General features: G+C 61.2%; 22 protein-coding genes and 3 pseudogenes. 10 read left to right on the forward strand and 15 right to left on the reverse strand.

Features of this window, described 5'->3' with window-relative positions; all coding sequences use genetic code 11:
• Nucleotides 1-306: 306 nt before the first annotated feature.
• The 3 genes and pseudogenes from E3T38_RS00145 to E3T38_RS17365 all read left to right on the forward strand — a co-directional run bounded on the left by E3T38_RS00145 (nucleotide 307) and on the right by E3T38_RS17365 (nucleotide 4,220).
• Nucleotides 307-1,674, forward strand: coding sequence for a hemolysin family protein (locus E3T38_RS00145; protein ID WP_134545473.1), 1,368 nt, complete (start codon nucleotides 307-309; stop codon nucleotides 1,672-1,674).
• Nucleotides 1,667-2,707, forward strand: a complete 1,041-nt coding sequence (locus E3T38_RS00150; RefSeq protein ID WP_134545457.1) for a hemolysin family protein — start codon at nucleotides 1,667-1,669, stop codon at nucleotides 2,705-2,707. The genes E3T38_RS00145 and E3T38_RS00150 overlap by 8 nt, the downstream gene beginning before the upstream one ends.
• A 527-nt stretch (nucleotides 2,708-3,234) precedes the next feature.
• Nucleotides 3,235-4,220 (forward strand): annotated as a pseudogene (locus E3T38_RS17365) (IS30 family transposase).
• On the opposite strand, the gene E3T38_RS17370 reads toward E3T38_RS17365, so the two are convergent.
• From E3T38_RS17370 to E3T38_RS00175, 5 genes are all read right to left on the reverse strand, one after another.
• Entirely contained in the window at nucleotides 4,160-4,705 is a 546-nt protein-coding gene (locus tag E3T38_RS17370) for a type I restriction-modification enzyme R subunit C-terminal domain-containing protein (RefSeq protein ID WP_370448959.1), read from the reverse strand. The pseudogene E3T38_RS17365 and the gene E3T38_RS17370 overlap by 61 nt on opposite strands.
• Nucleotides 4,706-5,271: 566 nt before the next feature.
• Nucleotides 5,272-5,514: a hypothetical protein gene (locus tag E3T38_RS00160; RefSeq protein ID WP_134545458.1), complete on the reverse strand. Its 243-nt coding sequence runs from the start codon at nucleotides 5,512-5,514 to the stop codon at nucleotides 5,272-5,274.
• 626 nt (nucleotides 5,515-6,140) lie between these two features.
• Nucleotides 6,141-6,515, reverse strand: a complete 375-nt coding sequence (locus E3T38_RS00165; RefSeq protein ID WP_134545459.1) for a rhodanese-like domain-containing protein — start codon at nucleotides 6,513-6,515, stop codon at nucleotides 6,141-6,143.
• Nucleotides 6,512-7,045, reverse strand: coding sequence for a hypothetical protein (locus tag E3T38_RS00170; protein ID WP_134545460.1), 534 nt, complete (start codon nucleotides 7,043-7,045; stop codon nucleotides 6,512-6,514). The genes E3T38_RS00165 and E3T38_RS00170 overlap by 4 nt, the downstream gene beginning before the upstream one ends.
• Complete coding sequence (locus E3T38_RS00175) at nucleotides 7,035-7,478, reverse strand: hypothetical protein (RefSeq protein WP_198417275.1); 444 nt, start codon at nucleotides 7,476-7,478, stop codon at nucleotides 7,035-7,037. Before E3T38_RS00175 ends, E3T38_RS00170 begins: the two co-directional genes overlap by 11 nt.
• Before the next feature lie 246 nt (nucleotides 7,479-7,724).
• On the opposite strand from E3T38_RS00175, the gene E3T38_RS00180 reads away from it, so the two are divergent.
• Nucleotides 7,725-8,015, forward strand: a complete 291-nt coding sequence (locus tag E3T38_RS00180) for a metal-sensitive transcriptional regulator (RefSeq protein ID WP_134545461.1) — start codon at nucleotides 7,725-7,727, stop codon at nucleotides 8,013-8,015.
• Between the two features lie 6 nt (nucleotides 8,016-8,021).
• Here E3T38_RS00180 and E3T38_RS00185 read toward each other — a convergent pair whose 3' ends face one another.
• The 3 genes from E3T38_RS00185 to E3T38_RS00195 form a co-directional block, all read right to left on the reverse strand.
• Nucleotides 8,022-8,795, reverse strand: coding sequence for a sulfite exporter TauE/SafE family protein (locus E3T38_RS00185; protein WP_134545462.1), 774 nt, complete (start codon nucleotides 8,793-8,795; stop codon nucleotides 8,022-8,024).
• A complete protein-coding gene (locus E3T38_RS00190) occupies nucleotides 8,792-9,394 on the reverse strand; it encodes a rhodanese-like domain-containing protein (RefSeq protein WP_370448960.1) in 603 nt (200 codons plus the stop codon). The genes E3T38_RS00185 and E3T38_RS00190 overlap by 4 nt, the downstream gene beginning before the upstream one ends.
• Before the next feature lie 135 nt (nucleotides 9,395-9,529).
• Nucleotides 9,530-10,906, reverse strand: coding sequence for a rhodanese-like domain-containing protein (locus E3T38_RS00195; RefSeq protein ID WP_134545463.1), 1,377 nt, complete (start codon nucleotides 10,904-10,906; stop codon nucleotides 9,530-9,532).
• A 124-nt stretch (nucleotides 10,907-11,030) separates the two neighbouring features.
• Here E3T38_RS00195 and E3T38_RS00200 point away from each other — a divergent pair, with 124 nt between their 5' ends.
• Nucleotides 11,031-11,387: a co-chaperone YbbN gene (locus E3T38_RS00200; RefSeq protein ID WP_104200118.1), complete on the forward strand. Its 357-nt coding sequence runs from the start codon at nucleotides 11,031-11,033 to the stop codon at nucleotides 11,385-11,387.
• Between the two features lie 635 nt (nucleotides 11,388-12,022).
• Here E3T38_RS00200 and E3T38_RS00210 read toward each other — a convergent pair.
• The gene (locus E3T38_RS00210) at nucleotides 12,023-12,445 is read right to left on the reverse strand and encodes a DUF302 domain-containing protein (RefSeq protein WP_134545465.1); all 423 of its coding nucleotides are present in this window, start codon (nucleotides 12,443-12,445) and stop codon (nucleotides 12,023-12,025) included.
• Nucleotides 12,446-12,491: 46 nt separating this feature from the next.
• Nucleotides 12,492-12,860: pseudogene (locus E3T38_RS16965) on the reverse strand (multicopper oxidase domain-containing protein).
• A 60-nt stretch (nucleotides 12,861-12,920) separates the two neighbouring features.
• On the opposite strand from E3T38_RS16965, the pseudogene E3T38_RS16970 reads away from it, so the two are divergent.
• Nucleotides 12,921-13,255 (forward strand): annotated as a pseudogene (locus E3T38_RS16970) (recombinase family protein); the annotation flags it as partial.
• Nucleotides 13,256-13,455: 200 nt separating this feature from the next.
• Here the strand turns inward: E3T38_RS16970 and E3T38_RS00225 are convergent.
• Together E3T38_RS00225 and E3T38_RS00230 are read right to left on the reverse strand one after the other, a co-directional pair.
• On the reverse strand, nucleotides 13,456-13,617 hold the full coding sequence (locus E3T38_RS00225; RefSeq protein ID WP_134545466.1) for a methionine/alanine import family NSS transporter small subunit: 162 nt from the start codon (nucleotides 13,615-13,617) through the stop codon (nucleotides 13,456-13,458).
• Nucleotides 13,614-15,224, reverse strand: coding sequence for a sodium-dependent transporter (locus E3T38_RS00230; RefSeq protein WP_134545475.1), 1,611 nt, complete (start codon nucleotides 15,222-15,224; stop codon nucleotides 13,614-13,616). Before E3T38_RS00230 ends, E3T38_RS00225 begins: the two co-directional genes overlap by 4 nt.
• A gap of 555 nt (nucleotides 15,225-15,779) precedes the next feature.
• Here E3T38_RS00230 and E3T38_RS00235 point away from each other — a divergent pair.
• Both E3T38_RS00235 and E3T38_RS00240 read left to right on the forward strand, forming a co-directional pair.
• Complete coding sequence (locus E3T38_RS00235; protein ID WP_166805355.1) at nucleotides 15,780-16,139, forward strand: MerR family transcriptional regulator; 360 nt, start codon at nucleotides 15,780-15,782, stop codon at nucleotides 16,137-16,139.
• 43 nt (nucleotides 16,140-16,182) lie between these two features.
• Complete coding sequence (locus E3T38_RS00240; RefSeq protein ID WP_134545468.1) at nucleotides 16,183-17,157, forward strand: GTP-binding protein; 975 nt, start codon at nucleotides 16,183-16,185, stop codon at nucleotides 17,155-17,157.
• 13 nt (nucleotides 17,158-17,170) lie between these two features.
• Here E3T38_RS00240 and E3T38_RS00245 read toward each other — a convergent pair whose 3' ends face one another.
• Both E3T38_RS00245 and E3T38_RS00250 read right to left on the reverse strand, forming a co-directional pair.
• A complete protein-coding gene (locus E3T38_RS00245) occupies nucleotides 17,171-18,856 on the reverse strand; it encodes a ribonuclease J (protein ID WP_134545469.1) in 1,686 nt (561 codons plus the stop codon).
• 26 nt (nucleotides 18,857-18,882) lie between these two features.
• Nucleotides 18,883-19,377, reverse strand: a complete 495-nt coding sequence (locus tag E3T38_RS00250) for a hypothetical protein (protein WP_134545470.1) — start codon at nucleotides 19,375-19,377, stop codon at nucleotides 18,883-18,885.
• Nucleotides 19,378-19,680: 303 nt separating this feature from the next.
• Here E3T38_RS00250 and E3T38_RS00255 point away from each other — a divergent pair, with 303 nt between their 5' ends.
• The gene (locus E3T38_RS00255; protein WP_241984218.1) at nucleotides 19,681-20,955 is read left to right on the forward strand and encodes an MFS transporter; all 1,275 of its coding nucleotides are present in this window, start codon (nucleotides 19,681-19,683) and stop codon (nucleotides 20,953-20,955) included.
• Nucleotides 20,956-20,970: 15 nt separating this feature from the next.
• Here E3T38_RS00255 and E3T38_RS00260 read toward each other — a convergent pair whose 3' ends face one another.
• Nucleotides 20,971-21,369: a MerR family transcriptional regulator gene (locus tag E3T38_RS00260; RefSeq protein ID WP_134545471.1), complete on the reverse strand. Its 399-nt coding sequence runs from the start codon at nucleotides 21,367-21,369 to the stop codon at nucleotides 20,971-20,973.
• Between the two features lie 198 nt (nucleotides 21,370-21,567).
• Here E3T38_RS00260 and E3T38_RS00265 point away from each other — a divergent pair, with 198 nt between their 5' ends.
• Entirely contained in the window at nucleotides 21,568-23,088 is a 1,521-nt protein-coding gene (locus E3T38_RS00265; protein ID WP_134545472.1) for a SulP family inorganic anion transporter, read from the forward strand.
• Nucleotides 23,089-23,453 lie beyond the last annotated feature (365 nt).

Consider the following 23,453-nt stretch of genomic DNA (forward strand, 5'->3'; position numbering starts at 1 on the left):
GCAAATCAGCCCCGTCGACTTCGAACTGCAATACTCGTTAAAGACCGCGGAAGTTCAACTCGCCGCTTAACCCGTGTCCACTAACCGGGGGCAAGGCCACCCGGTGGAGGTCCGGCTCACGGGCTCCCGTGAGCCCGGTGGGTGGGTGGGACCGTCGGCAGCTGGGTGTCGGCGGAAGGCCGTGGGGTCTTTTCTCAGCCTGGGCCGAGTGCCTTTAGTATTCTGAGGGAATAATGGACTCTGATAGACCCTCACCCCTTTCATCGCATCTCCGCACGACGTCCCCGAATCTGAGGGGGCCACATGCTGTTTGAGTGGGCGATGGTGGGGGTTGGCCTGCTCCTGACCGTGGGTACGGGTATTTTCGTCGCGGCCGAGTTTTCTCTGGTCACGTTGAACCGTAATGATCTTGAGGCTCGTCAGGAACGTGGCGAAAAGCGTCTCGGACCGACCATCAAAGCGCTGAAGATCACGTCGACGCATCTCTCGAGTGCGCAACTCGGCATCACGCTGACCACGCTGCTGACCGGGTTCACGTTCGAGCCCGCCATCACATCTCTGCTGTCCGAGCCGCTCGCGGGTGTTGGTGTACCCGACGGCCTCATCCCTGTGTTTGGTTCCATCATCGCGATCTCGGTGGCGACTCTGTTCTCCATGGTGATCGGCGAACTCGTGCCGAAAAACTTTGCTTTGGCCGTACCATTGGCCACGGCCAAAATCGTCGTGCCCCCACAAGCGCTGTTCACCGCGGTGTTCAAGCCCATTATTTTGCTCTTCAACAACACTGCCAACGCGCTGATTCGTATGGTGGGCATCGAGCCCAAGGAAGAACTGTCGGGGGCACGTACCGCGGAAGAGCTCAGCTTCCTGGTGCGGCGGTCGGCCCTGGAGGGCGTGCTCGACACCGATCACGCGGCGATGCTGCACCGCACGCTCCGGTTCGCCGATCACACGGCGGCCGACGTCATGACACCTCGGGTGCGGATGGCCTCCGTTCAGGTCGCTGATACGGCCGAGAGCATCGTGCGGCTGTCCACGGCCACCGGCTACTCGCGGTTTCCCGTCATCGATAAGAACTCCGACGACATCGTCGGGGTCCTGCACGTGAAGCAGGCCTTCGCGGTCGAGCTCGACCGCCGCGATCAGATCACGGCAGACGAACTCAAGGTGGACGCGCTGCGTGTGCCCGAGTCGATGGCCGTGGACACTCTCCTCGCTCTGCTGCGTAAGCAGGGCTTCCAGATCGCGGTCGTCGCTGACGAATACGGCGGAACGGCGGGCATCGTCACGCTGGAAGACCTCGTCGAAGAACTCGTGGGCGAGCTGGAAGACGAGCATGATCGAGCGAAAACTGGCGTCATCCGCTCGGGGCGGTCCGTGGTGTTCGACGCCAGCTGGCGGCCCGACGAACTGTTCGACCGTGCCGGTGTCACCGTTCCCGACGACGGCGACTACGAAACCGTTGCCGGGTTCATCGCCGACCAGCTCGACCGTATTCCCGAGGTGGGCGACGAGGTCCCTATCAATGGAGGGCTCTTGCGGATCGACCGGGTGGATGGCGTGCAGGTTCAACGCGTGCGCTTCACCCCGTCCGACTTGGAGCACGACCCGAGTCTGACCACCAGACACGACCGAATCGTCAACCAGATCCAGAAGGACCTAACCCATGAGTGAGTACTGGCCGGGCCTGATCTGGCTCGTCGTGCTGTTGATCGTCAATGCATTCTTCGTCGGCGCCGAGTTCGCCGTGATCTCGGCCCGCCGCTCGCAGATCGAACCGCTCGCCGAACGCGGCAGCAAGGCCGCGAAGACCACCCTGTGGGCGATGGAACACGCAACCCTGATGCTGGCCACCAGCCAACTCGGCATCACCGTGTGCTCGCTGCTGATCCTGAACGTGTCCGAACCGGCCATCCACGGCCTGTTGGAGTACCCACTCGCCGTGACCGGACTCTCCGACGCCGCGATCAGCGTGATCGCTTTTGGTATCGCTCTAGCGCTGGTGACCTTCCTGCACGTCGTGTTCGGCGAAATGATTCCCAAGAACATTTCCTTCTCCGTACCCGACCGCGCTGCGCTCATCCTGGCGCCACCGCTCGTGCTCGTCGCCCGCATTTTCAGCCCTGTGATTGGCAGCTTGAACTGGTTGGCGAACGGGGTGCTGCGCCTGTTCAAGGTGCAGCCCAAGAATGAGGCGACCAGCGCGTTCACCCTCGACGAGGTCGCCGGCATCGTGGAAGAGTCCACGCGCGAAGGCGTATTGCAGGATGCCTCGGGCACCCTCTCGGCTGCGTTCGAGTTCACCTCGAAACGCGTCTCCGACGTGGAAGTCCCCATCTCGTCCATGGTCCACCTTCCAGCCTTGGCGTCTCCGTCCGACATCCAACGGGCCGTCGCCCTGCACGGATACTCCCGCTACATCCTCACCGACGTGGACGGGCATCCCACGGGATACCTGCACCTCAAAGACGTAATGGACCTCACCGACGTAGACGCGTTCACCCGTCCCGTGCCCAGCAAACGCATCCGTCGCCTAGCTACGGTCTTCCGGGATAGCGAGCTGGAGGATGCCCTGGCCGCCATGCGTCGACGGGGCGCGCACGTCGCCACATCCTTCGACGCGGACGGTGTCGCCACCGGAGTCTTGTTCCTCGAGGACATCATCGAAGAACTCATCGGAGAAATTGAAGACGCCACCACCGTGTAGCCGCGCGTGAACAGCTGGGGTGGATCCTCGTACCGGCAAGACGCGACGCTCGTGAACCGGCTCGTGTTCCGCGTCGCGCGCGGCCATCATTGGCGCACGCACGCGTCCAGACCTCGACTTCACTCACCACACCAGTATCCATACCCTGTAATGTCCGCCCATCCTCAAAACGTTACAGTTGGCCCCGCCCGACAACTCTCTGCACCGCAGCGGCATGACTTGCAACCGGGCGATCGCACAGCGACGGGGCCCACCGCCATTCGAACGAAACTCTAATTCTTGTTTCCCATAAGGGGTTAGCGGATTCAACCGGTCGTCGCAACACTCGATTTTTGTGAGGTGTTGTACGTGTGGTCGAAGTATGAGCTGGTGGAGAAACAGGCGCGGTTTTGGGTGTTGATGAGTCAAGGCTCGACGCTGACTGCAGCGTGCGTTGCTGTCGGGGTGAATCGACGAACTGGACGGCGTTGGCGTCAAGCAACGGGCGGGCGGTTCCCTCTTCCTGAGGCAGAGGGTCGGGGCGGTACTTGTCTTTGGAGGAACGACTGCAGATCGCGGACTTGCACCTGGGTGGCACCTGGGTGGCACCAGCGTGCGGGCGATCGCTGTTCTGGTGGGCCGGTCTGCTGCCACGATAAGTTGAGAGCTCGCTCGAGGCGGGTCCAAGACTGGCCCGCAGGCACGGACGAAGTACGCCCCGTACGCGGCGCAGAAGCAGGCCGCGCTTCGCGGACGTCGTCCCAAGGCCAGCAAATTCGACCATCCGGAACTGGCTTTTTTGGTGCAGAAAAAGTTATGCCTGAAATGGAGTCCGGAACAGATCAGTGACCATCTGGCTGCGGTGTTTCCCGATCGGCAGGAAATGCGAGTCAGCCCGGAAGCGATCTACCAGGCGCTTTATGGGGGCGGGCGGGGTGACTTGCGCGGTGATCTGCATCAGCATTTACGCACCGGCCGCGCCATCCGGCGTCCCAGACGGCCTGCTGCGAAGAACTCCGGCAAGATCCCGGNGCCGCGCCGTGCCGGGGCACTGGGAAGGAGATCTCATCTTGGGGTCACACTGCCGGTCGGCGATCGCTACGTTGGTGGAGCGTCAGACACGGTTCACCATGCTCGTCCACCTCCCCGGTGACCCAGCGCGATCACGGTTCGCGAGGGGCTGTTGGCCGCCATCAAGACTCTCCCCGAGCACTTGGTGAAGACTCTGACATGGGACCAGGGCACCGAGCTGGCCCAGCACCGGCAGATCACGCTGGCCACCACGATAGCGATCTACTTCTGTGATCCACATTCACCGTGGCAGCGGGGCACCAACGAGAACACCAACGGGCTGCTGCGCCAATATTTCCCTACAGGCACCGACTTATCCGTCCATTCGCCCGAGCGGCTACTCGAAGTCGCTACCGAACTCAACAATCGACCCCGCAAAACACTCGACGGCAGCACACCCGCTCAAACCATGCAACGACTATTATCAGAGCCAGAAAAGCCCATCGTTGCGACGACCGATTGAATTCGCCGTTCCCTTACGGTGACGGAGAAACTGAGCGAATTGTATGCGAGGGAACACTTCGATTGCCCGGTCGATATCAGCTTCGATGACTGCCCAGCAACAGCAACAGCAACAGCGCTACGCTCCAAGCCCACCACCGAGCGGATCAGCAGCCCGAGACCGTGTGCCTCCATGGCTCCGCCCGCCAGCTCTGCCGGTGTGAAACCTCCCGACTCGGTGAGAATGCGTTCCAACTCCTGAAGGTCGAGATCGGTGAGCTGGCGGCCAGCGCGCAGCTTGTGCAGCACGACCTGGTCGGCGTGATCGCGCAGGAACGCAAACAGCCTTTCTCGGAACCACTCGCGGTCGATTCCCGGCGTGACGATCTCAGGATTCAGAGGCCGGGATCGATTCGATTCGAGCCGAGCCGACCTTCCTGCCTCAACAGAGGGCGTCCACGCTCGCCGGCGGGCGCTCGATGGAACCGCACTCGTTCCTCTCGGGATCGTGCTCGCCGTTGGCCTAGTTCTGCTGCGGAACCCTTACGTACGCAAGGCCTGCTCCAGCGTGTTGCATGTTCCTGAGGTGCAGAAGGTCTGCCGGAAGGCGGGCGACGAAATCGCCGTGTCATGGAGTCGGTACGACGGTCCGGCAGCCCGTGCCCGAACCCTCCGTCGCTGACCTGCGGGTCCAGCACCAGGATTCACACGCCCTAAACGCCAGCCGCGGTTGAAAAGTAGATTTCGCAAACTCATGGCCGAGATAGGCCCCACTCCCCCGACGCCGACGCCGGACACCCGACAGCCGACAGCCGACAGCCGACAGCCGACAGGACTGAGTCGCTGGCATGGTCGGCCCAGTCGGCGGGCCCGATAATGATGATAATGTCCGTGAATAATGCATCTGGTGCAGAATTGGGCGAACAGAGTGTTCTATACGGCTGTCGCGTAGTGCAAGGAACAACTTAGATTGAAGCGCTCCGGCTTCATTCGCACGCCGCAGCGTCAACACGGTCAGCGCCGCGCTCTCAAGTTGAACGAATCGGCAAGTTCGCCAACGTCGTGGATAAAATCTAAGCCTCGAAGGCTGACGCAAACGAGGCGACCGCCGACTCGAAATGAGCGAACATGACATGTCGTCGCGGTGCCTGTATGTTCATGACTTCAAAAGCGGAACCACGTTTCTCGATGTAGCCCAGCACCTTTTCGGGCGACCTTTCGTGGCAGCGGCGATCGCCGACACGCCATTCATGATCGGACAGACTACGGACCTCGAGATCTTCCGTTGCGCACGGTACACGACCCTGATTCGACATTGAATCTCCTCGTGATGAGCGGTCCAGACCGGTGTTACCTCAACCAGCTCCGATGCCGCTTGCATCTCCATTCAACATAGCCCCCGCCTGCCGTTGCCGGCAAATACAGCGCCGACCAATCGCCGTCATCGCGAACAGCACTACGCAGAGTTCGAACCGACTTCACTGGCTCACGGAACGACGTACCGATACCTGACCGTGGCTGACGACGTCTCACGACGCACCTGAGCCGACCCTGCCCTGCCTGAGCGAGGAATCCGAACAATGAGAGTGCGCCTCACCGACGACCGCTGGCACAGTTGCGTCCGTGCACAGTTGCGTCCGTGCGCAGCTCGCCGTCGGGCGTCGCGTGCGCGAGGTCCGAGACTAACAAGATCTAGTGATAGTTAGCGATGAACCGCGCGACGTCCGAGGGCGGTTAGGACTTCGTGCGGGCGGCGCAGGTGCACTGCTGACTCGTTGGCACGTCGGCCAAGACATCGTCGACGTGCATGCCGCATCCGCTCCAGGTGGTTTTTCCGCAATTGTGGCACCGTATGGGACCGCACATCATGACTCCTTGGTTATTGGCGCTGAAGTCTCAATTAGACCCCGTAGGGAATTAGTTCAACGCTGAAGGGTGAAGGTCATTTGTCGACCACGATGGCCAGTCCGGTGGCGGCAGACGCGTCTGTGATGCCGTCAGCATCGGTCAGCGTGGTGAATCCGAGGTCGGCCATGCGTGTGACGGCTGCAGCCGATCGGTTTCCGGTGGCGCAGTAGATGATGTAGTCCCCGTCGATCGGCAGCGCCGCGACCAGCGTGTCGAAGTCCGGGGATTGCAGGTCAATATTGATGGCGTCCTGAAGGTGTCCACCGACATACTCTGGTGCGCTGCGCACATCGATGATGACCGTACTGGCCTTGACGGCGATGGAGGGCGCCGGCGCGGGGCTCGCGCAGGCGGCCATACTGAGCAGTGCCGCCACCGCGATTGTGATGGCGGTGAGTGTTTTCTTCATGGCTGGGTGTCCTGACGGGTGCGTGACGTGGGTGGCAGAGTGATCGGATCGGGGGCAACTTTCCGGGAGCGTGGGAACAAGGGCGTGCAGGTGGCGCAGACCTCACCCTCAGTGGACCCTGACGATTCGTTGCGGGTGGTGGCTCGGCGTTCGCTGGCCAGTCGCTCGCGCAGGGCCCAGATCAAGAGGGTGAGGGCGGCAGCGGCCAGGACCGGCCGAGCAGTACCGCTCACGACCGGGCCGAGAGAGCGTATTTCGGTGGTCAGATAGAGCGCAATTAGGCCCAGTGCCGGCCATCGCGTGTCACAGAGAGTTGCGTCGGCGCCGATAGGCGCGCCGATATAGCTGGCAACGATCAAGCCGATCAAGCTCGCTCCGAGGGCAGTGACCGCGACTGTCCCCCACAGCGCGATACCTGCGCCGCCCGCACTAGGTACGTAACCGATGAAGAGAACTATCAAGACGACTACGGCGACGGCGGTTGCGATCAGCCAGCGGCGCGGGGTCCAGGTTCGAAGGTCAGTGAACAAGGACGGGAACTTCGGCCGCAGCATCGGCCCGAGCAGGCAGCCGACATGAATATTCTCGAGTCATGCGCGCGTACAGAGCCCAGATCAATAAAACAATGGACGCGGCGGCCAGATACGGCTGGACGGGCTCGAAGAATTGCATTGCCCCGGTTGTCCCCAGAGCGAGAAGAACCAATTTGTTGCAGACGGGGCACCCCACCGCGAAGAACGTCACCAGCCAGCCGGCCATGCCGGCACGGCCCGCTGCTCTACTGGATGTAGCGCCGTCCGGGTGCGCCACGTAGGTGGCAGTGACCAGACCCGCTAAAACCGCGCTGAGGCTGAGCACCGGCCACGACCACACGGTTGGCGGGATCTCTCTCGAAAACAAGGGCGTGTCAATCAAGTCCGTCGGGATGGCGATGAAGACCACCGCAAATAGTGCTGTAGCCACGGCAACCCACCAGCGACGTGAGGGCCAGTGACACAGGTCCGCGCCGAGCCCGGCCAGCTTGCCGCGCCAAGGAGTCCGCCGTGATGATTCGTCTCTACTGGTGCGCTGGTCACGCATTTGAGTAGCCTCATTTACTTTTCATTGTGAACCGCTTGCTGCCATTTTTGAGGACATGTATACCCTAAGGGGTATTATGATCTTAGACAAAACCAGCCGCGCATCCGCTTATCACAGGAGCACACACCCATGGGAATTACCGCACTTGCGACCCACGCCAGCGACGATCTGCGCAAGACCCTCAATCGACTCAAGCGCGCGCAGGGGCAGCTTGGTGCCGTCATCACCGCCGTTGAGTCTGGCGCCGATTGCCGTGCCGTGGTCACCCAGCTGGCTGCCGTCTCGAGCGCCATTGACCGGGCGGGATTCACTATCATCTCGTCGGCGATGAAAGAGTGTCTCATTGATGACGACGAGAATGGAGAAACCAACAAGCTCAGCGTCGATGAGCTTGAGAAGCTTTTTCTCTCCCTTGCCTGACGCCGCTCACGATAGCCAGCCCGCGACGGCGCGGAGCGCGACGTACACGGCGAGGGTGAGCACGAGGATCGCGAAGCTTGTTTTGAGAATGCGGTCGGGGATCCCTCGGCTGAGTCTGCCCGCGATCGCGGATGTCAGCATAGCCGTTCCCGCAAAGGCGCCGGTGACGGCCCAGTCGATCTGCACGTCGCTCACGTGAGCGATGAAGCCGGCGGCCGAATTGATGACGATGATCACGAGGGACGTGCCGATCGTGACGCCCATGGGAAGTCCGAGCACGAGAGCCAGTGCCGGAACGATCAGAAACCCGCCGCCGACGCCGAGCAGCCCGGTCAAAAACCCGACGACGGTGCCCGTGGCCAGCGCACGTGGCAGACAACTGCGCCACCAGATCCCGCCGCTGGCCGGGGCGCAGGGGCCAGTTGCGGCGGGAGTGGCAAAAAACATCCGCACACCGGCGATGGCCATGATCACGCTGAAAGCGACGAGCAGAAGCTGAGGGTCAACCAGTCGATTCACGAGAGCGCCAAGATACGCCGTGGGGATTCCGGCGGCACCGATGATGCCGGCGAGACGCCAGTTCACGCCGGTGCGCAGCCGCGGAAGCACGGCGACCGCCGACGCCGCTCCCACGACGATCAGCGAGGTGGGAATCGCCTCTTCGAGGGGTAACCCGACACCGTAGACCAATGCCGGAACGGCCAAGATTGACCCGCCCCCGCCGACCAGGCCAAGGAGCGCACCGACGATCACCCCCAGAAGCAGCGAGGCCAGGATCATGCGTGCGGCGCCAGCTGAGCGAGAATCTTACTTTTCGTGGGTTCGGCAACCGGTCGGTTCCAGGGCATCCACGACAGAATTCGGCCGAGCGTGCAGCTGTTGGTGGCGGCCGACACCGTGAGGCCGACGCCAATGACGCCGGCGAGAAGTCGGAACTGCGGATGGATGAACCTTCCGGCCAGCACGCTCGCCAAAACTAGCGATCCGGCCGTCATGCGTACCTGTCGATCCATGGCCCACGTGGAGCGGCCGGTGACGATATCGCCGCCGGCCGCGGCATAGCTCGCCACGCCACCGGCCAACACGCGAGCACCGGTCAGACCAGCTGCGTCAAGTTTTTTCCGCGCTTCCTCCGCGCGTCGACCCGACTGGCACACCAACACAACCCGGGTCGCCATGAGGGGCGCAAACTCTGCAGTGTGTTCTTTGAGCAGGGGCAGAGGCACGTGATGCGAACCCCGGATGTGCTGGGTTTCAAACTCGAAGCCCTCCCTCACATCGATGATCATCAGGTCGTCATGATTGAGAACCCATCGGTGGAACTCGTCTGCCCCGATTGGTGGCGGAGTGGGGCTGATGGTGCGCGTGGTGTTAGAGATGGTGGATCCGTTTCAGTTTGGTGCGGGAGCGTGGCAATGTTGAGCAGTGCTGCGACCTGCCATTCAGGCAGTCCGGCGACGTTCGTGTCTGCCGTGAAGCCAGCATTGGTCAGGTGTTCAGCCGCGGCGTGAGCCTCAGGCTTCCACGGCGTGCTGCGCGGCCCATGCGTTGTAACCGCCGACGAGGTCGGTGACGTTCGAATGGCCAAGGCTGCGCAGGGCACTCGCAGCGACGCTTGAACGCCAGCCGCTGGCACAGTGGATGATCACGGGTCCGGCGGGCACCTCGGCGTGGCGCTCGCTCAGCTCGGCCAAAGGAATGCGCAGCGAGCCTGGGATCGCTCCCTGCTCGACCTCGCCGGGGTTACGAACGTCGAGGATTGTTGCGGCGACGTCCCGGCGCAAAGCCTCGAAGTCCTCAAGCTCGACCCGCGTACCGACCTGTGCCAGTGGGCCGAGGTCGGTGAACGCCTGCGCCGGGTTTGTCAGATATCCGGCAACCCGGTCGAAGCCGATGCGGGCCAGCCGCATTCCGGCCTCGGTTTCGCGGCCGGAGTCGGCGATGATCACGATGCTGTCGTCGTGCTGGATGACCATTCCGGCCGTCTCGGAGAAGCGACCGTCCAGTCCCACGTTGATAGACCCGGCCAGGTGCCCGAGGGCGAAGTCCTCGGGGCCGCGGGTGTCGAGAACGAGGGCTCCGCGTTCAACGGATGTGCGAACATCCGTCAAATTCAGCGGTGCCAGTTCACGGGTGGAACCGATGATTTCGTGCGCGCTGCGGTTGATCATCGCGTCAACGGCGAAATAGCCGGGGATTGCGGGCTGGCCGCTGCGGATCATCGTCACGAAGTCGTCTTCACTCATGGACTGCACAGACGCGTTCGTCAGGCGCTGGTTGCCGATAGTGGATTCGAGCTCGTCGGAGAGGTTCTTGCCGCAAGCGGAACCAGCACCGTGCGCGGGGAGAACACGCACCGCATCAGGCAAGGCGAGAAGCGTCGTGTGGATCGACGCATACAGGGCGCGGGCCAGTTGGTCGGGATCGGCGCCGACGGATGCGGCCAGGTCAGGACGGCCCACGTCACCGATGAAGAGGGTATCGCCGGTGAGGACGGCATGGGGCACGGCGTCGCCGGCGTGTTCACGAACGACGATGCTGATGGACTCCCAGGTGTGCCCGGGGGTGTCGAGAATTTCCAGTTCGACTTCACCGAGGGAAATTTTCTCGCCATTAACCAGGTGACGGATCTCGTACTCCGCCTCGGCGCGGGCACCGTAGCCGATCCAGGCGCCAGTGGCTGCGGCCAACTCAAGGTGACCGGCGACGAAGTCAGCGTGGAAATGCGTGTTGATCACGCCGACAATGGTCAGGTTGTTCGCTTGGGCATCGGCGAGGTAGTCGTCGATGTCGCGCCGAGGGTCCACGACAACGGCTTGACCGCTCGTCTCATCACCGACGAGGTACGAACCATGGGACAAGCAGTTGAGGTAGTACTGGGTCAAAATCATCGTGGCCTCCAAAGATCGGGCCCACCACGCCGACACGAATTGGGGCGTGTACTGGGTATGCGCCCCAGTCTCGCACATACCCCCTACGGTATACAAGATACCCCTAAGGGTATAGTCTTTGGGTATGGCTATTACCGATCTCACCGAGACCACCTTTGACGCGACCATTGCCCAGAGTCCCATTGTGCTGGTTGATTTCTGGGCGGCATGGTGCGGCCCGTGTCGCAGTTTCGCCCCGACATTCACCGCGGCGTCTGAAAAACACCCCGCAATCACTTTCGGAAAAGTTGACACCGAAGCCGAACAGGGACTGGCCGCAGCCGCGGGCATCCGCTCCATCCCCACGTTGATGGCGTTTCGGGACTCCGTGCTCGTCTTTTCCCAGCCGGGTGCCCTCAACGCTGCCAGCTTGGAAGAACTCATTGCCGGCGTCGAGAACCTCAATATGGACGACGTGCGCGCCAGCATCGCCGCCCACTAAAAGCTCCTACCCCATGAGCACATCTCCTCCACCTCCGGCGGCGCCATCCGCTTTCGGTGAGCGAGTGGAGGTCATCGACATTCCCGTCTCCAATGAACGTGCAGTGCACGCCTCACCCTTAATACTCCCTGGGGTATAATTAGTATTGAAAGTTCACCTCGTCGAATGGAGATCCCTCATGTGTCGTGCCGTAACGTGCAAAGTGTGCCAAAAAACAACATGGGCGGGCTGCGGTCAGCACATTGACCAGGTAATGCCCGGTGTGCCGCGCAACCAACAGTGCGCCGGGCATGTGAAGGAAAAACCGACCGGATCATTCTGGTCCCGGCTGCTCGGACGCTAACGGCGCGATCCGCGCCATCATCTTCTCAGGCTTGCCCGAAGCGCATGCGGCTGGACGCAACGCGATGACCCTGTTTCGATGCTGATTCCTGACGTGTCTGACAGGTAATCCGGCAGCAACCGGTTAGAACGGCGATGGCCTGGAACGCGGGGGCTGCATGTTACCTCGGAGCGGTGCTGGCACCATAAACCCTGACAGCGCTCTCCGCCCACAAAAGCAGCGCCACAGAGTGTTGCGGTTCACAGATTCAGCGACAAAGTCCTGACCGTGCCTTCGGAGAGCGGATCGCGTGTTACGTGTTGCTGTTTTCTTCTTGTAGAGCGGCTAGCGCGGCGAGAAGGCGTTCATCGGCTTGATCAGCAACGTTCTGTATAGCTGGGGAGTTGCTGAGCTGGACCATGGTTTGTGGGTTAATGGCTTGAACCGTGGTGGTATTCGCTGATGAGCTGCGTCGGATGACGACGTTGCACGGAAGCAGCAAGCCCATGTCTGGCTCTGCGGTGAGTGCTTGCTCGGCGAGGGCCGGGTTGCAAGCGCCCAGGATCAGGTAGTTGCCCAGTGTATTCGCGCTTTCCACGCCGAGTTTCGTTTCGAAGGTCGCGTGGACGTCGATTTCGGTAAGAACGCCAAATCCCTGGTTGGCGAGTTCTTCCCGCACTCTGGAGACGGCTTCTTCGTAAGGCAGCGAGACGGTGATGGTGTGTGCGTAGTTCATGGGTTTCTCCTAATCCATTTTCGTGAATTGATGGTTGCAGCCAGTGTCAGTTGGCAGTGATGACTCCCATCATTCCGCTGTCTTCGTGATCAAGGATGTGACAGTGGTACACGGTACGTCCATTGAAGTCGTCACAGGTGATACGCACGCGCATGGAGCTGCGTGCCGGGATGTTCACGACATCCTGCCACATGATGGTGTCGACGGGCTGGCCTGACTGCTCGATGATCTACATCGGCCACACGTGCAGGTGCATGGGATGATCGAGCGGGCTGGTATTTGTCAGCAACCACTCCTCCACGCTGTCGAATTGCACGGTCGTGTCGACCCGAATGGCATCGAATACCTGGCCGTTGATCGCGGCCGACATCATGCCCCCACCCATGTCGCCGCCCATATTTCCGTCCATTCCCATCGCGAAGATTAGCTCGCGTTCGGCGGTTACGGTGGCCGTCCGTAGGTCACGTGGAATGGGCTGACCGGGTACGGCGGCGATGGTGGCGACGGTGGCGACGGCGTCACCGGCCACGATAAATGTAGCCAGCGCGATGACGTCAGTGGCGGTGAAGCTTGCGAGTCACAGTCTCACTTCGATCGCGCGCTCGACGCTCTCGAGGACGGGACACCTGCGTCATCACGACGCGCCACCGGCTGGGTCGGTCAACGCAGAACATGCTCGCATTCACTGAAGAGCTCCGCGGGCGCTGTGCTGGCCTTCGCGCACTGAACCTCGGCGGTGGCGACGTCGATACGGCGACATCAATGGGACCCACGCTGTTCACGATCTTGGCGGCGCTCGGGCAGATGAAAAAAGGGGACGCCGGCACTGCGTCGTCGCTCCCGGAAAATCTACTGCTCGCAGCCGACGTCGCGCGAGCGCGCATCCTCAAGCCCGTGCAAAGGTGGCCCGCTCCGGGCAGCAGGGCATGCTAAGGACCTATCCGCGAACGGCCGATCTGACGAACCGACACAGCCGCGGGCGAATCAACGTCACTTTGTGGGTCACGAACTTATCGTACTGGCGTCACGGATGCGCCGTCGCGCAAAACGGCGTCGGCTTCCTCGTCGTCGATGGCTTCAGGATGCCGCTTGAGATTGAGCAGGGCCAACCCCAGCCCTCCCCATACGGCCAACAGAGCGACGATCATCATGACGATCGCGGAGGCACTCATGGGTTCTTCCTTTCCCCGGCTACGGATCCTGATGCGGCGGTTTCGGGTAGGCCGGTTTCGCTACCCTTGGTCTTATCCGTGGCGGATTTATTCGCATCGAGCTCGGCGTCCAGGATCGGTTCATGGACATTTTTCTCATAAGCGGCGGATCGATGGCTCCACGGAATCTTCGAGAGCAGGTAGGCGATCAGTACCAAGGCAATCACCATGCCCCAGCCGAAGACGCCGACAAACCAGGTTGGCAAACCGCCGTAGCCCTCGCTGATCCTGGTGGTGAGGGTGTCGATCAGGATGTAACCCAGGACCACCGGAGTCACACCGCCGATGAAAATCTGCCAATTGCGGCCCAGCTTAACCGAGGACGTTGCATTGATGTGTTCGCGCAGCCGGGGAAGTGCGCTGAACCCAGCAGACATGGCCACCACGGCCACCAGTGCGACGGCTACAATTCCGAAGCTGTTGACAAAGGCATCGGTCACATCGAGCAGGTTCAGGCCCGTCGTCGTTGGAAACAGCAGGATCGATATCAGGGCCATAGGGATGCCGACGACCAGCGCTGCCTTTACCCGCAGCCAGCCTAACTTGTCCTGAACGGCGGCAATGATGACTTCGACGATACTGATCAGCGACGTTAGACCGGCGAACACAAGCGAACCGAAGAACAGCACTCCCAACAGAACGCCCGCCGGCGCCTGCGCAATGATGGTCGGGAACGCAATGAATGCCAGACCGATACCGCTGACAGCGACTTCGTCCACACCGACCCCGCTCGATGCCGCCATGAATCCCAAGGCAGCGAAGACCCCGATGCCGGCCAGCAGCTCGAAGCCGGAATTGGCGAAGCCGACGACGAACCCGGAACCGGTCAGATCAGTTTTCCGCCGCAGGTAGGAGGAATACGTGATCATGATCCCGAAGGCCACCGACAGCGAGAAGAAAATCTGGCCATAGGCAGCCACCCAGATAGAACTGTCACCGAGCCGGGTCCAGTCCGGCGTGAAGAACGCGTCCAGTCCGGTCCAGGCACCCTCAAGGAACAGCGCTTGGACGACCAGAATGAGGAACATGATCAACAGCAACGGCATGAACACGATGGAGGATCGGGCAATCCCCTTTTGCACGCCCATAGCCAGGATGGCGATAACCACGCCCCACACGAGAATCAGCGGAATGAGCACGGAGGGCACGAAGTCGAAGCCCAGGTTCACCTGATCGCTGACCTGGAGGAACTCGCCGGTAAAGAAACCCGCGGCGTCCTCGCCCCAAGCAGTGGTGAAGGAGAATATGAAGTACATGCCGGCCCAGGCAATGATCACCGCGTAGTACACGGCAATGACGAAACAGATTCCTACTTGCCACCAGCCAATGGCTTCGGCTTTGGGATGCAATCTCCGCATTGCCAGCGGAGGCGACCCACGGAATCGGTGCCCGATGGCATAATCGAGGAAAAGTAGCGGTATTCCGGCAGTGAGCAAGGCGACCAGGTACGGGATAATGAACGCCCCGCCGCCGTTTTCGTAGGCAACGTAGGGGAAGCGCCAGATATTGCCCAGTCCCACGGCGGACCCGATGGCGGCGAGAATGAACACTCTCCGCCCGGACCACATTTCACGTTGTGGCCGCGCGCTCACGGTCGAGGGCGGATGTTGTGTCTTTCCCGTTGTACTCACAATTATAATCCTCGCAGCAGATGCTCTTGGTGGGTAGCCGTATTCACGGTATTCCAGCCGCAGAAATCATGTCAAGACGCTCGGCTAGATTGGTTCGTAGAATTATTCGAAAGAGAGCCTCATATAAGTTGACAACTTCCGGATTGGACCACCGGAAACGGTGATCGTGATTTCCGGCGGTGCGTCCAGGGTTTCGCTGTCAGGTCCATCGTGCACGCATCGAGTGTGGTTCCCGCTCCTGGAAGACTCCGGTCGTCCTTCACCCGGACTGAGTCGGCGATCTGTCCAGTGATTATTGGAGGTTTTCGTGCCGCTTGCTGGCATAGCGATGAGTGTGAATGAAACTCGGTTGTCATTTCTGTTGGCCGCTGACGCTGCCGTTGAATTACTCGCTGAAGAGCGCACGTTTTGCTCATGCCCATTTCCACTAACTCTACTCTTACGTTAGAGTTGAGATGTAGGATTATTCCCGTACGAGACGAGGTGGCATTCATGCTTATCGGTGAGTTCGCCGAACGGACTGGGCTCTCCCAGCGCACAGTGCGGCACTACGACGAGATCCAGGTGTTGCAAGCGTCGGGGCGCAGCGAGGCTGGCTATCGGCTCTATGCCCCGGCCGACCTCGACCGGGCACGCATCATCCGCAGCCTCCGAGCATTGTCTCTCACCCATCCGGAAATCAAGGACGCCCTGGCGACGCTTGATCTGGTCGACTCCGACCCGGACGCGACGGTGTCAACAATCCGGCGCGATCTCGCCATCCTGATCAGCGATATCGAAGCGCGTGAATGCTCACTGCGCGAACAGGTTCGCGTAGCCAGCGGGTTCATCGACCTGTTGCGGAGTCTGTGAATCAACCACGCCCACCTGGTGATCACGCACGGACAGGAACACCGTGACGCATCAAACCACCCCCACCGTCTCTAACCTCGATATCCTCGCCCAAGCCCACAAACGGCGCACCTTTGCCGTTATTTCTCACCCTGATGCCGGCAAGTCCACGCTGACCGAAGCACTCTTGCTGCACGCGCACGCGATTGATCGGGCGGGTGCGGTACACGGCAAAGCTGGCCGGCGGGGCACCGTGTCTGTACCCGGTCAGGATTGGACTAATGCTGCCGAAGAATCAGCACTGCTCCATGCCGAAGGGCACGACCACGACGAGGCACTTTTTCTTCGCGCGACGACCACACCGGTGCTGTTTTGCGCTGCCGTCCTCAATTTTGGTGTTCACCAGCTGCTGGATACTCTCGTGGAATTCGCTCCGCCCGCTCTGGCCCGGGCAGATATCACCGGTCGACAACGGCCCGTCAACGGTGACTTCTCCGGATTTGTCTTCAAGGTCCAGTCCGGCATGAACGCCTCGCACCGTGACCACGTCGCATTCGTGCGGGTGTGTTCGGGCATGTTTTACCGCGGGATGGTTGTGACGCAGGCATCGACCGGCCGTCCGTTTGCCACGAAGTATGCGCAACAGATGTTCGGACGGGAACGCACCATGGCGGAGCAGGCCTGGCCCGGCGACATCGTCGGGTTGATCAATGCAGCCTCTCTTCGGGTGGGCGATTCACTCTATGATTCCAAACCCGTTGAATACCCGCCCCTGCCGGTGTTCGCCCCCGAGTATTTTCGTGCCGTCCGCCCCGCCGACACCAGCAAGCACAAGCCTCTTGGCCCTGTTCAGCACCCCCTGGCGGTTTCAGGCTGTCGCTCGGGAGTTCCCGGATATCGTGCTGGAGGACCTCACTTCGTCCGTCGAGACGGAGTCCGTCGAGGGCGCAGCCCGACGATAACGCCGCTGAAGGTGAGTCACCGGCGAGCAGAGCAACGGCCCGGCACACGTGATGTGCCGGGCCGATCGCGTTCGTAGCTCCCGCTAAGCGCTAGGCGTCAACGACGACCGCCGTGATCACCGGGTTGCGCCGATACTTGCGTTGCATCCATCGGGTCACGCTCTCGGAGAAGATGCGCTCGAGGGCTGTTCCGTCGAGCGCGTTGTTCTGGGTTGCTGCAACCATGGCCTTGTCGATGACCTGCGCGGCATTGGCTGCCCAGTTGGCATCGTGATTGAAGCCGCGGGAGATGAATTCCACCGGTTCGGCCAGGCGTCCCGTCTTGGTGTTGAGAATTCCCAGAACGGTAATGGCACCGTCTTCGGCGAGGAGTCGACGGTCTTCCATCGCTTCCGCTGCGTCTCCTCCGACGGTCATGCCGTCGACGAGGACGTAGTCGGCGGGCACTCGGCCCACGACGGTGGCGCGTCCGTCGACCAGGTCGACCACGATGCCATCTTCGACGACGAGAACGTGGTCTTTACTGATTCCGGTGCGCACGGCCAGGTCCGCGTTGGCGGTGAGGTGGCGCCATTCACCGTGCACGGGCATCACGTTGGTTGGGCGCATCACGTTGTAGCAGTAGACGAGTTCGCCCGCGCTGGCGTGCCCGGACACGTGGACTTTGGCATTGGCCTTGTGCACGACGTTGGCACCCCAGCGGGTCAGTCCGTTGATGACCCGGTAGATGGAGTTTTCATTTCCGGGAATGACCGAACTGGCCAAGAGAACGGTGTCGCCCTCCCCGATGCGGATGGTGTGTTCACGGTTCGCCATGCGGGCCAGTGCCGCCATCGGTTCTCCCTGTGAACCGGTGCAGATAAGAACGACCTTGTCGTCTTGCATCCGCTCCAGGGCCTTGACATCCACGAGCAGTCCCTTCGGGATATGCAAATACCCCAGCTCAGCGGCCATACCCATGTTGCGCACCATGGATCGGCCGACGAAGGCCACCTTGCGGTTGTGGCGTACAGCCGCATCGATCACCTGTTGGATGCGATGGACGTGGCTGGCGAAGCTGGAGACAATGATCCGTCGTGGCGCGGTGCGAAACACGGTGTCGATGGCGGGGCCGATGTCGGCTTCGGGTGTCGTGAATCCGGGCACAACGGCGTTGGTCGAGTCGATCAGCAGCAGGTCGATGCCTTCGTCGCCGAGCCGGGCGAAACCGGGCAGGTCGGTGAGTCGGTTATCGAGGGGGAACTGATCCATTTTGAAGTCGCCGGTGTGCACGACCAGCCCGGCTTCTGTGCGGATTCCGATGGCGAGGCCGTCGGGAATGGAATGGTTCACCGCCAGGAATTCAAGATTGAAGGGACCAACAGAGCGGCGTTCGCCTTCCTTAACTTCAACGACCGGGGGATGCAAGCGGTGTTCCTGTAATTTTGCTCCGACAAAGGCAAGGGTCAGCTTGGAGGCGATGACGGGAATGTCACCGCGTTCCTTGAGCAGGTAGGGCACTGCGCCGATGTGGTCTTCGTGGCCGTGGGTGAGGACGATGGCTTCGATGTCGTCGAGCCGGTCACGCAAGATCGAGAAATCGGGCAGGATCACTTTGATGCCGGGCTGAATGTCTTTCGGGAACAGCAGCCCGCAGTCGATGACGAGCAGTTTGCCTTTGTGCTCAAACACGGTCATATTACGACCGATTTCACCGAGCCCGCCGAGCGGGATGATGCGCAGACCGCGCGCCGGAAGTGCGGGCGGTGCAGTAAGGGACAGTGGATGGGTGCTCATGGAGCTCTTTTCTTGGGGCGCGGGCGTCAGCCCACGGAATGGTCAGGTTCGTATGGGTCGGGCAGGAAATCGGCCACGTCACTGGCAATGAAATCCGAGGCCGGCATGGTGAGCCGGTCGAGAAATTCAAAGGCGAGTTGTCGAATTGCCGGAGCGGCGATATCGGTTTCGGCGCTGATCTCGGTGGAGAACCACAGTGCCAACGCTCGTTTGGGGTCGTTGCTGGCGACAGCATCGATGAAGTCGCCGAAGAATGTTGAATCGTCGCGATCAGGACCGGTCTCGGAGGTGTTGGATTCCGCGTGGGCGCGCGTGACCGCGACGTAATACCGCGCGACGGTGTAAATGAAGAGGAATGCGTGTCCCTGCGACGACCCTTCGCGGGTCTTCTCGTCCATAGCTGTGAGTTCAAACTCCCACTCCGAATGTTCCGCGTGGCGGGCCAGCAGGAGGGTGATCTTGGTCAGCATGAAATCCTGAATGAGGTGCTGGTCGGTACGAGCGAGGGGATGAACGAACATGAAGTGCTCCTCTCGGGAACCTAGAACGGAAAAGTAGGGGCCGCGATCGGGCAGGGACCGCGTGAGTGGCTTTCTGTCAACCACCTACAGCAACTCTACCGTAACGTAAGGGAAGAGTATGAATTGAAGCCCACTTCCTATCCACCATCGGTCACCTTCCTCTCACGTGAGAGTAGAGTGTAGGTGGGCTTGCGTGTCGCTCACCATTCGAAAGCTGTTCGAACCTTCCAGATGCGCTCTTCTTGCACGTCGCAGCCAGCGCATTGCTGGCGCGCCGTCTGCCCCATTCTTGTGAAAGCTTCTGTGTCATCTTCTACACCACACTCCCCGCACTCCCCCGCGCCGTCCGACCGAAGGAAAGCGCCGCGCCCGCGTCCGCGAATCTCATGGTCCTGGCTGGCCCTCGTCGGTGCCGCCGGACTGATCTCGGTCATGACGGCCCCCGGCCAGACTGCCGGTCTCTCCGTCTTTACAGATCCCCTAATTGTCGACCTGGGACTGTCGCGAACGGATGTCTCGCTCAGTTATCTCATTGGCACGCTCGTTGGCGCGTCCGTGCAGCCGTTTATTGGGCGGGCGTTGGATCGATGGGGAGCACGGTCCGTCACGGTCGTGATTGGTCTTAGCTTTGCCGTCATCCTTCTAGCTTTCAGCTTCGTTGGTGAGATCATCGGGCTCACCGCCGGTTTCACCGGTGTTCGGATGGCCGGCCAGGGTGCGCTCACCCTGGCCGCGACCACCGCGGTTGCCCGGGCCATCCACCATCGGCGCGGGCTGGCCTTAGGTATTGCGAGTGCCATTGGCTCGGCCGGCATCTCACTCGCACCGATCTTTGTGGAGCGGCTGATCGCGTCTGTTGGTATTTATGATGCGTGGCGGTGGGAAGCGGTACTTGTGGCCGTGGTGGTCATTCCGTTGGCGTTGGTCTTTCCCAGGCGCGCCCCCGCCGTCGATTCGGGATCGACCCCCTCCACGGCTCAGCTCACTATTCAGAAGGAATCGTGGACGCTGCGGGAGGCCATCCGATCGGGCATGTTCTGGGTTATCGCCGCGAGCCTGGCAACCTCGGGCATGTTGACAACGGCGTTGGCGTTTCACCAAATCGCCATTTTAGGCGCCCAGGGCCTGACCCCGTTAGAAGCGGCCGCGAACTTCCTGCCGCAGACCGTGACCGGGATCCTGGCCACGCTGCTCACGGGCAGCCTCGTCGACCGGGTTAGTCCCAAGGTTTTCATCGTGTTTTCCATGGTGACGCTTGCCGCGGCTCTCGTTATGCTGCCGTGGGTGACCAGCGGAATGGCGGCCATTGTCTACGGCCTCGTTCTTGGCGCCGCCGGAGGGAGCCTGCGCGGTATGGAAGCAGCCTCATACGTGCGCTATTACGGCTTGGCACACATTGGCAATATCCGAGGAGTAGCTACGGCCATCGGCCTCGCGTCGACGGCTTTCGGTCCGGTCGCGCTCTCGCTCGGGTTTGACGTGACCGGCAGCTTCACCACGCCGGCATTGGCGCTGGCACTTATTCCCGCCATCGTCATCGGTGTCGCGCTCTTCGTGCGACCGCCGCAGCGCGCCTAGCGCGACCGAGCAGCCCTACTGAGTGCGCAGAACCTCGAGAAACTCGTCGGCCATTCCCAGCTGGTCCTGGAGTTTTTGCCGTCGCTCAACCGCTTGTGCAATGAAGGTGTCGAGCTCCGCGCGGACATCCGGATTGTCCGAACCAGCCACACCGCCCTGCAGCGTGTCGATGATCTTCAACAGCGCCATCATCTCTTCGAGAGAGAACCCCAGCGGCTTCATGCGGCGAATCAACATCAGCCGAGAATGATCTTCCTGCGTATAGAGGCGAAAACCACCCTCGGTACGACCAGAGGCCTTCAGCAGCCCGATTTCGTCATAGTGACGAATGGTGCGCAGGGAGAGACCGGTCTTCTCAGCGAGCTCTCCAATATGCATGGTGCCCGTGGCGGCCGTGGTGGCTGGGGAAGTCATAGTTGATACCTTTTCTCGAACGGATTCGCAATCAACCCTAACGTTAGAGTAGTGTTGCAGAAGTTGGCTGACATTGTCATGTGAGCCCACTCTCCCACCATTGTCCCTGATGACTGGTGGAGGTGCGCGACGGGGCGCCCACACTCACTTCTTCTACTCATCCGACACCATACGTGTGTCCCGCTCCAGGAAGGCCTCATGGCCATCATTGAAAAAACCACGGAGAAGAATCGGTACAAAGCCGATCCCACCGTGATGAAAGCTCTGCGCACACCGCGCATCCTCACCCGGGAGGTGCTCGCCGGCCTCGTCGTGGCCATGGCCCTCATCCCCGAAGCAATTGCCTTCTCCATCATCGCCGGTGTGGACCCCCGGGTCGGACTGTTCTCGACCTTTATCATGGCCGTGTCGATCGCATTTCTCGGTGGCCGCCCCGCCATGATCACCGGTGCGACCGCAGCCATTGCGCTCGTAATCGCCCCGGTCGCGCGGGATTACGGCATCGACTACTTCATCGCTACCGTGATCCTGGCGGGTATCTTCCAGATTGTCTTCGCCTTCATCGGCGTTGCCAAGATCATGCGTTTCATTCCCCGCAGCGTCATGGTCGGATTCGTCAACGCCCTCGGCATCCTGATTTTCACCTCGCAGCTGCCGCAGCTGCTGGGCGTCCCGTTCATGGTCTACCCGCTCGTCGCGGTCGGCATCATCATCATGGTCGTCATGCCGCGCTTCACCAAGGTGGTTCCCGCGCCGCTCGTCGCGATCGTCGTACTCACGGTGCTGACCGTCGTGACATCGATCAATGTCCCCACCATTGGGGACCAGGGCGAACTGCCCACGACGCTCCCGCAGCTATTCTTCCCCAACGTCCCGCTCAACCTGGAAACATTGACGATCATCGCTCCCTACGCCTTCGGAATGGCGATGGTCGGAATTCTCGAGTCGCTGATGGCCGCCAAGATCGTCGACGAGAGCACCGACACCCACTCCAACAAGACCCGTGAGTCCTGGGCTCAGGGCGTCGCCAACATGCTCTCCGGCTTCTTCGGCGGCATGGGCGGCTGCGCAATGGTCGGCCAGACCATGATCAACGTCAAGGCATCCGGTGCCCGCACCCGCATCTCCACCTTCCTCGCCGGCGCCTTTCTGCTCGTTCTCGTACTCGGCCTCGGCCCGGTGCTGTCCGTTGTACCCATGGCCGCACTGGTATCGGTCATGATCATCGTGTCCGTGCTGACATTCGACTGGCACAGCATCCGCATCGCAACATTGAAGCGCATGCCCAAGAGCGAGACGACCGTCATGGTCGTCACCGTTGTCGCCGTCGTCGCTACACACAACCTCGCGGTCGGCGTCGTCATCGGCGTCGTCATCGCTATGGTCGCTTTCGCCCGACGCGTCGCCCACCTCGCCCAGGTTGAACGCAGCCTCACTGTCGATGAGACTGGTCCCATCGCCTATTACACGATCACCGGTGCCCTGTTCTTTGCCTCCAGCAACGATCTGAAGACGCAGTTCAGCTACCTCGACGATCCTGACCGCATCGTCATCGACATGACGAACTCGCACATCTGGGATGCCTCCACCGTCGCCACCCTCGACGACATCAAGTACAAGTACCAGCGGCACGACAAGGTCGTGACCATCGACGGACTCAACGAATCCAGCAGCCTGCTCCATGCCCGCCTCGCCGGAAATATGGGCTCGGGCCACTAATCCATCCCACTTCCTTGCCTAACCGGGTCAGGCTCTGCCTCCTAGCGGGGCCCGACCCATTTGTGCGCGAAGGGGCTTAAACCCTTACGTTCAGGTAACGTTGCGATGGCTGAGTGTTTCGACGGGAACAAATTTTCTCCTTCGGGTCGACTCTCATCACACCGCGCCCCAGTGGCGAGACGCGTGAAACCGGCGCCCCAATCGCCACTCCCATCCATCTGGCTTCTCCCTGAGGTCCCGTTTCTGGAGGCCTCATGGCCATTGTTCAAAAATCCACCGCGCCCAACCGTTACCGAGCGGAACCCTCCGTTCTCACCGCCCTGCGCACGCCCCGCCTGCTCACCCGCGAAGTTCTGGCCGGCCTC

The organism is Cryobacterium sp. Hb1 (assembly GCF_004403585.1).
In the GTDB taxonomy this organism is placed as follows: Bacteria; Actinomycetota; Actinomycetes; order Actinomycetales; family Microbacteriaceae; genus Cryobacterium; species Cryobacterium lyxosi.

Coding starts and splice junctions, on each gene's coding strand:
- E3T38_RS00150 (WP_134545457.1), top strand. CDS start 1,667: ATGAGTGAGTACTGGCCGGGCCTGATCTGGCTCGTCGTGCTGTTGATC.
- E3T38_RS00160 (WP_134545458.1), bottom strand. CDS start 5,514: ATGTCGAATCAGGGTCGTGTACCGTGCGCAACGGAAGATCTCGAGGTC.
- E3T38_RS00165 (WP_134545459.1), bottom strand. CDS start 6,515: ATGAAGAAAACACTCACCGCCATCACAATCGCGGTGGCGGCACTGCTC.
- E3T38_RS00180 (WP_134545461.1), top strand. CDS start 7,725: ATGGGAATTACCGCACTTGCGACCCACGCCAGCGACGATCTGCGCAAG.
- E3T38_RS00185 (WP_134545462.1), bottom strand. CDS start 8,795: ATGATCCTGGCCTCGCTGCTTCTGGGGGTGATCGTCGGTGCGCTCCTT.
- E3T38_RS00195 (WP_134545463.1), bottom strand. CDS start 10,906: ATGATTTTGACCCAGTACTACCTCAACTGCTTGTCCCATGGTTCGTAC.
- E3T38_RS00200 (WP_104200118.1), top strand. CDS start 11,031: ATGGCTATTACCGATCTCACCGAGACCACCTTTGACGCGACCATTGCC.
- E3T38_RS00210 (WP_134545465.1), bottom strand. CDS start 12,445: ATGAACTACGCACACACCATCACCGTCTCGCTGCCTTACGAAGAAGCC.
- E3T38_RS00225 (WP_134545466.1), bottom strand. CDS start 13,617: ATGAGTGCCTCCGCGATCGTCATGATGATCGTCGCTCTGTTGGCCGTA.
- E3T38_RS00230 (WP_134545475.1), bottom strand. CDS start 15,224: ATGTGGTCCGGGCGGAGAGTGTTCATTCTCGCCGCCATCGGGTCCGCC.
- E3T38_RS00235 (WP_166805355.1), top strand. CDS start 15,780: ATGCTTATCGGTGAGTTCGCCGAACGGACTGGGCTCTCCCAGCGCACA.
- E3T38_RS00245 (WP_134545469.1), bottom strand. CDS start 18,856: ATGAGCACCCATCCACTGTCCCTTACTGCACCGCCCGCACTTCCGGCG.
- E3T38_RS00250 (WP_134545470.1), bottom strand. CDS start 19,377: ATGTTCGTTCATCCCCTCGCTCGTACCGACCAGCACCTCATTCAGGAT.
- E3T38_RS00260 (WP_134545471.1), bottom strand. CDS start 21,369: ATGACTTCCCCAGCCACCACGGCCGCCACGGGCACCATGCATATTGGA.
- E3T38_RS00265 (WP_134545472.1), top strand. CDS start 21,568: ATGGCCATCATTGAAAAAACCACGGAGAAGAATCGGTACAAAGCCGAT.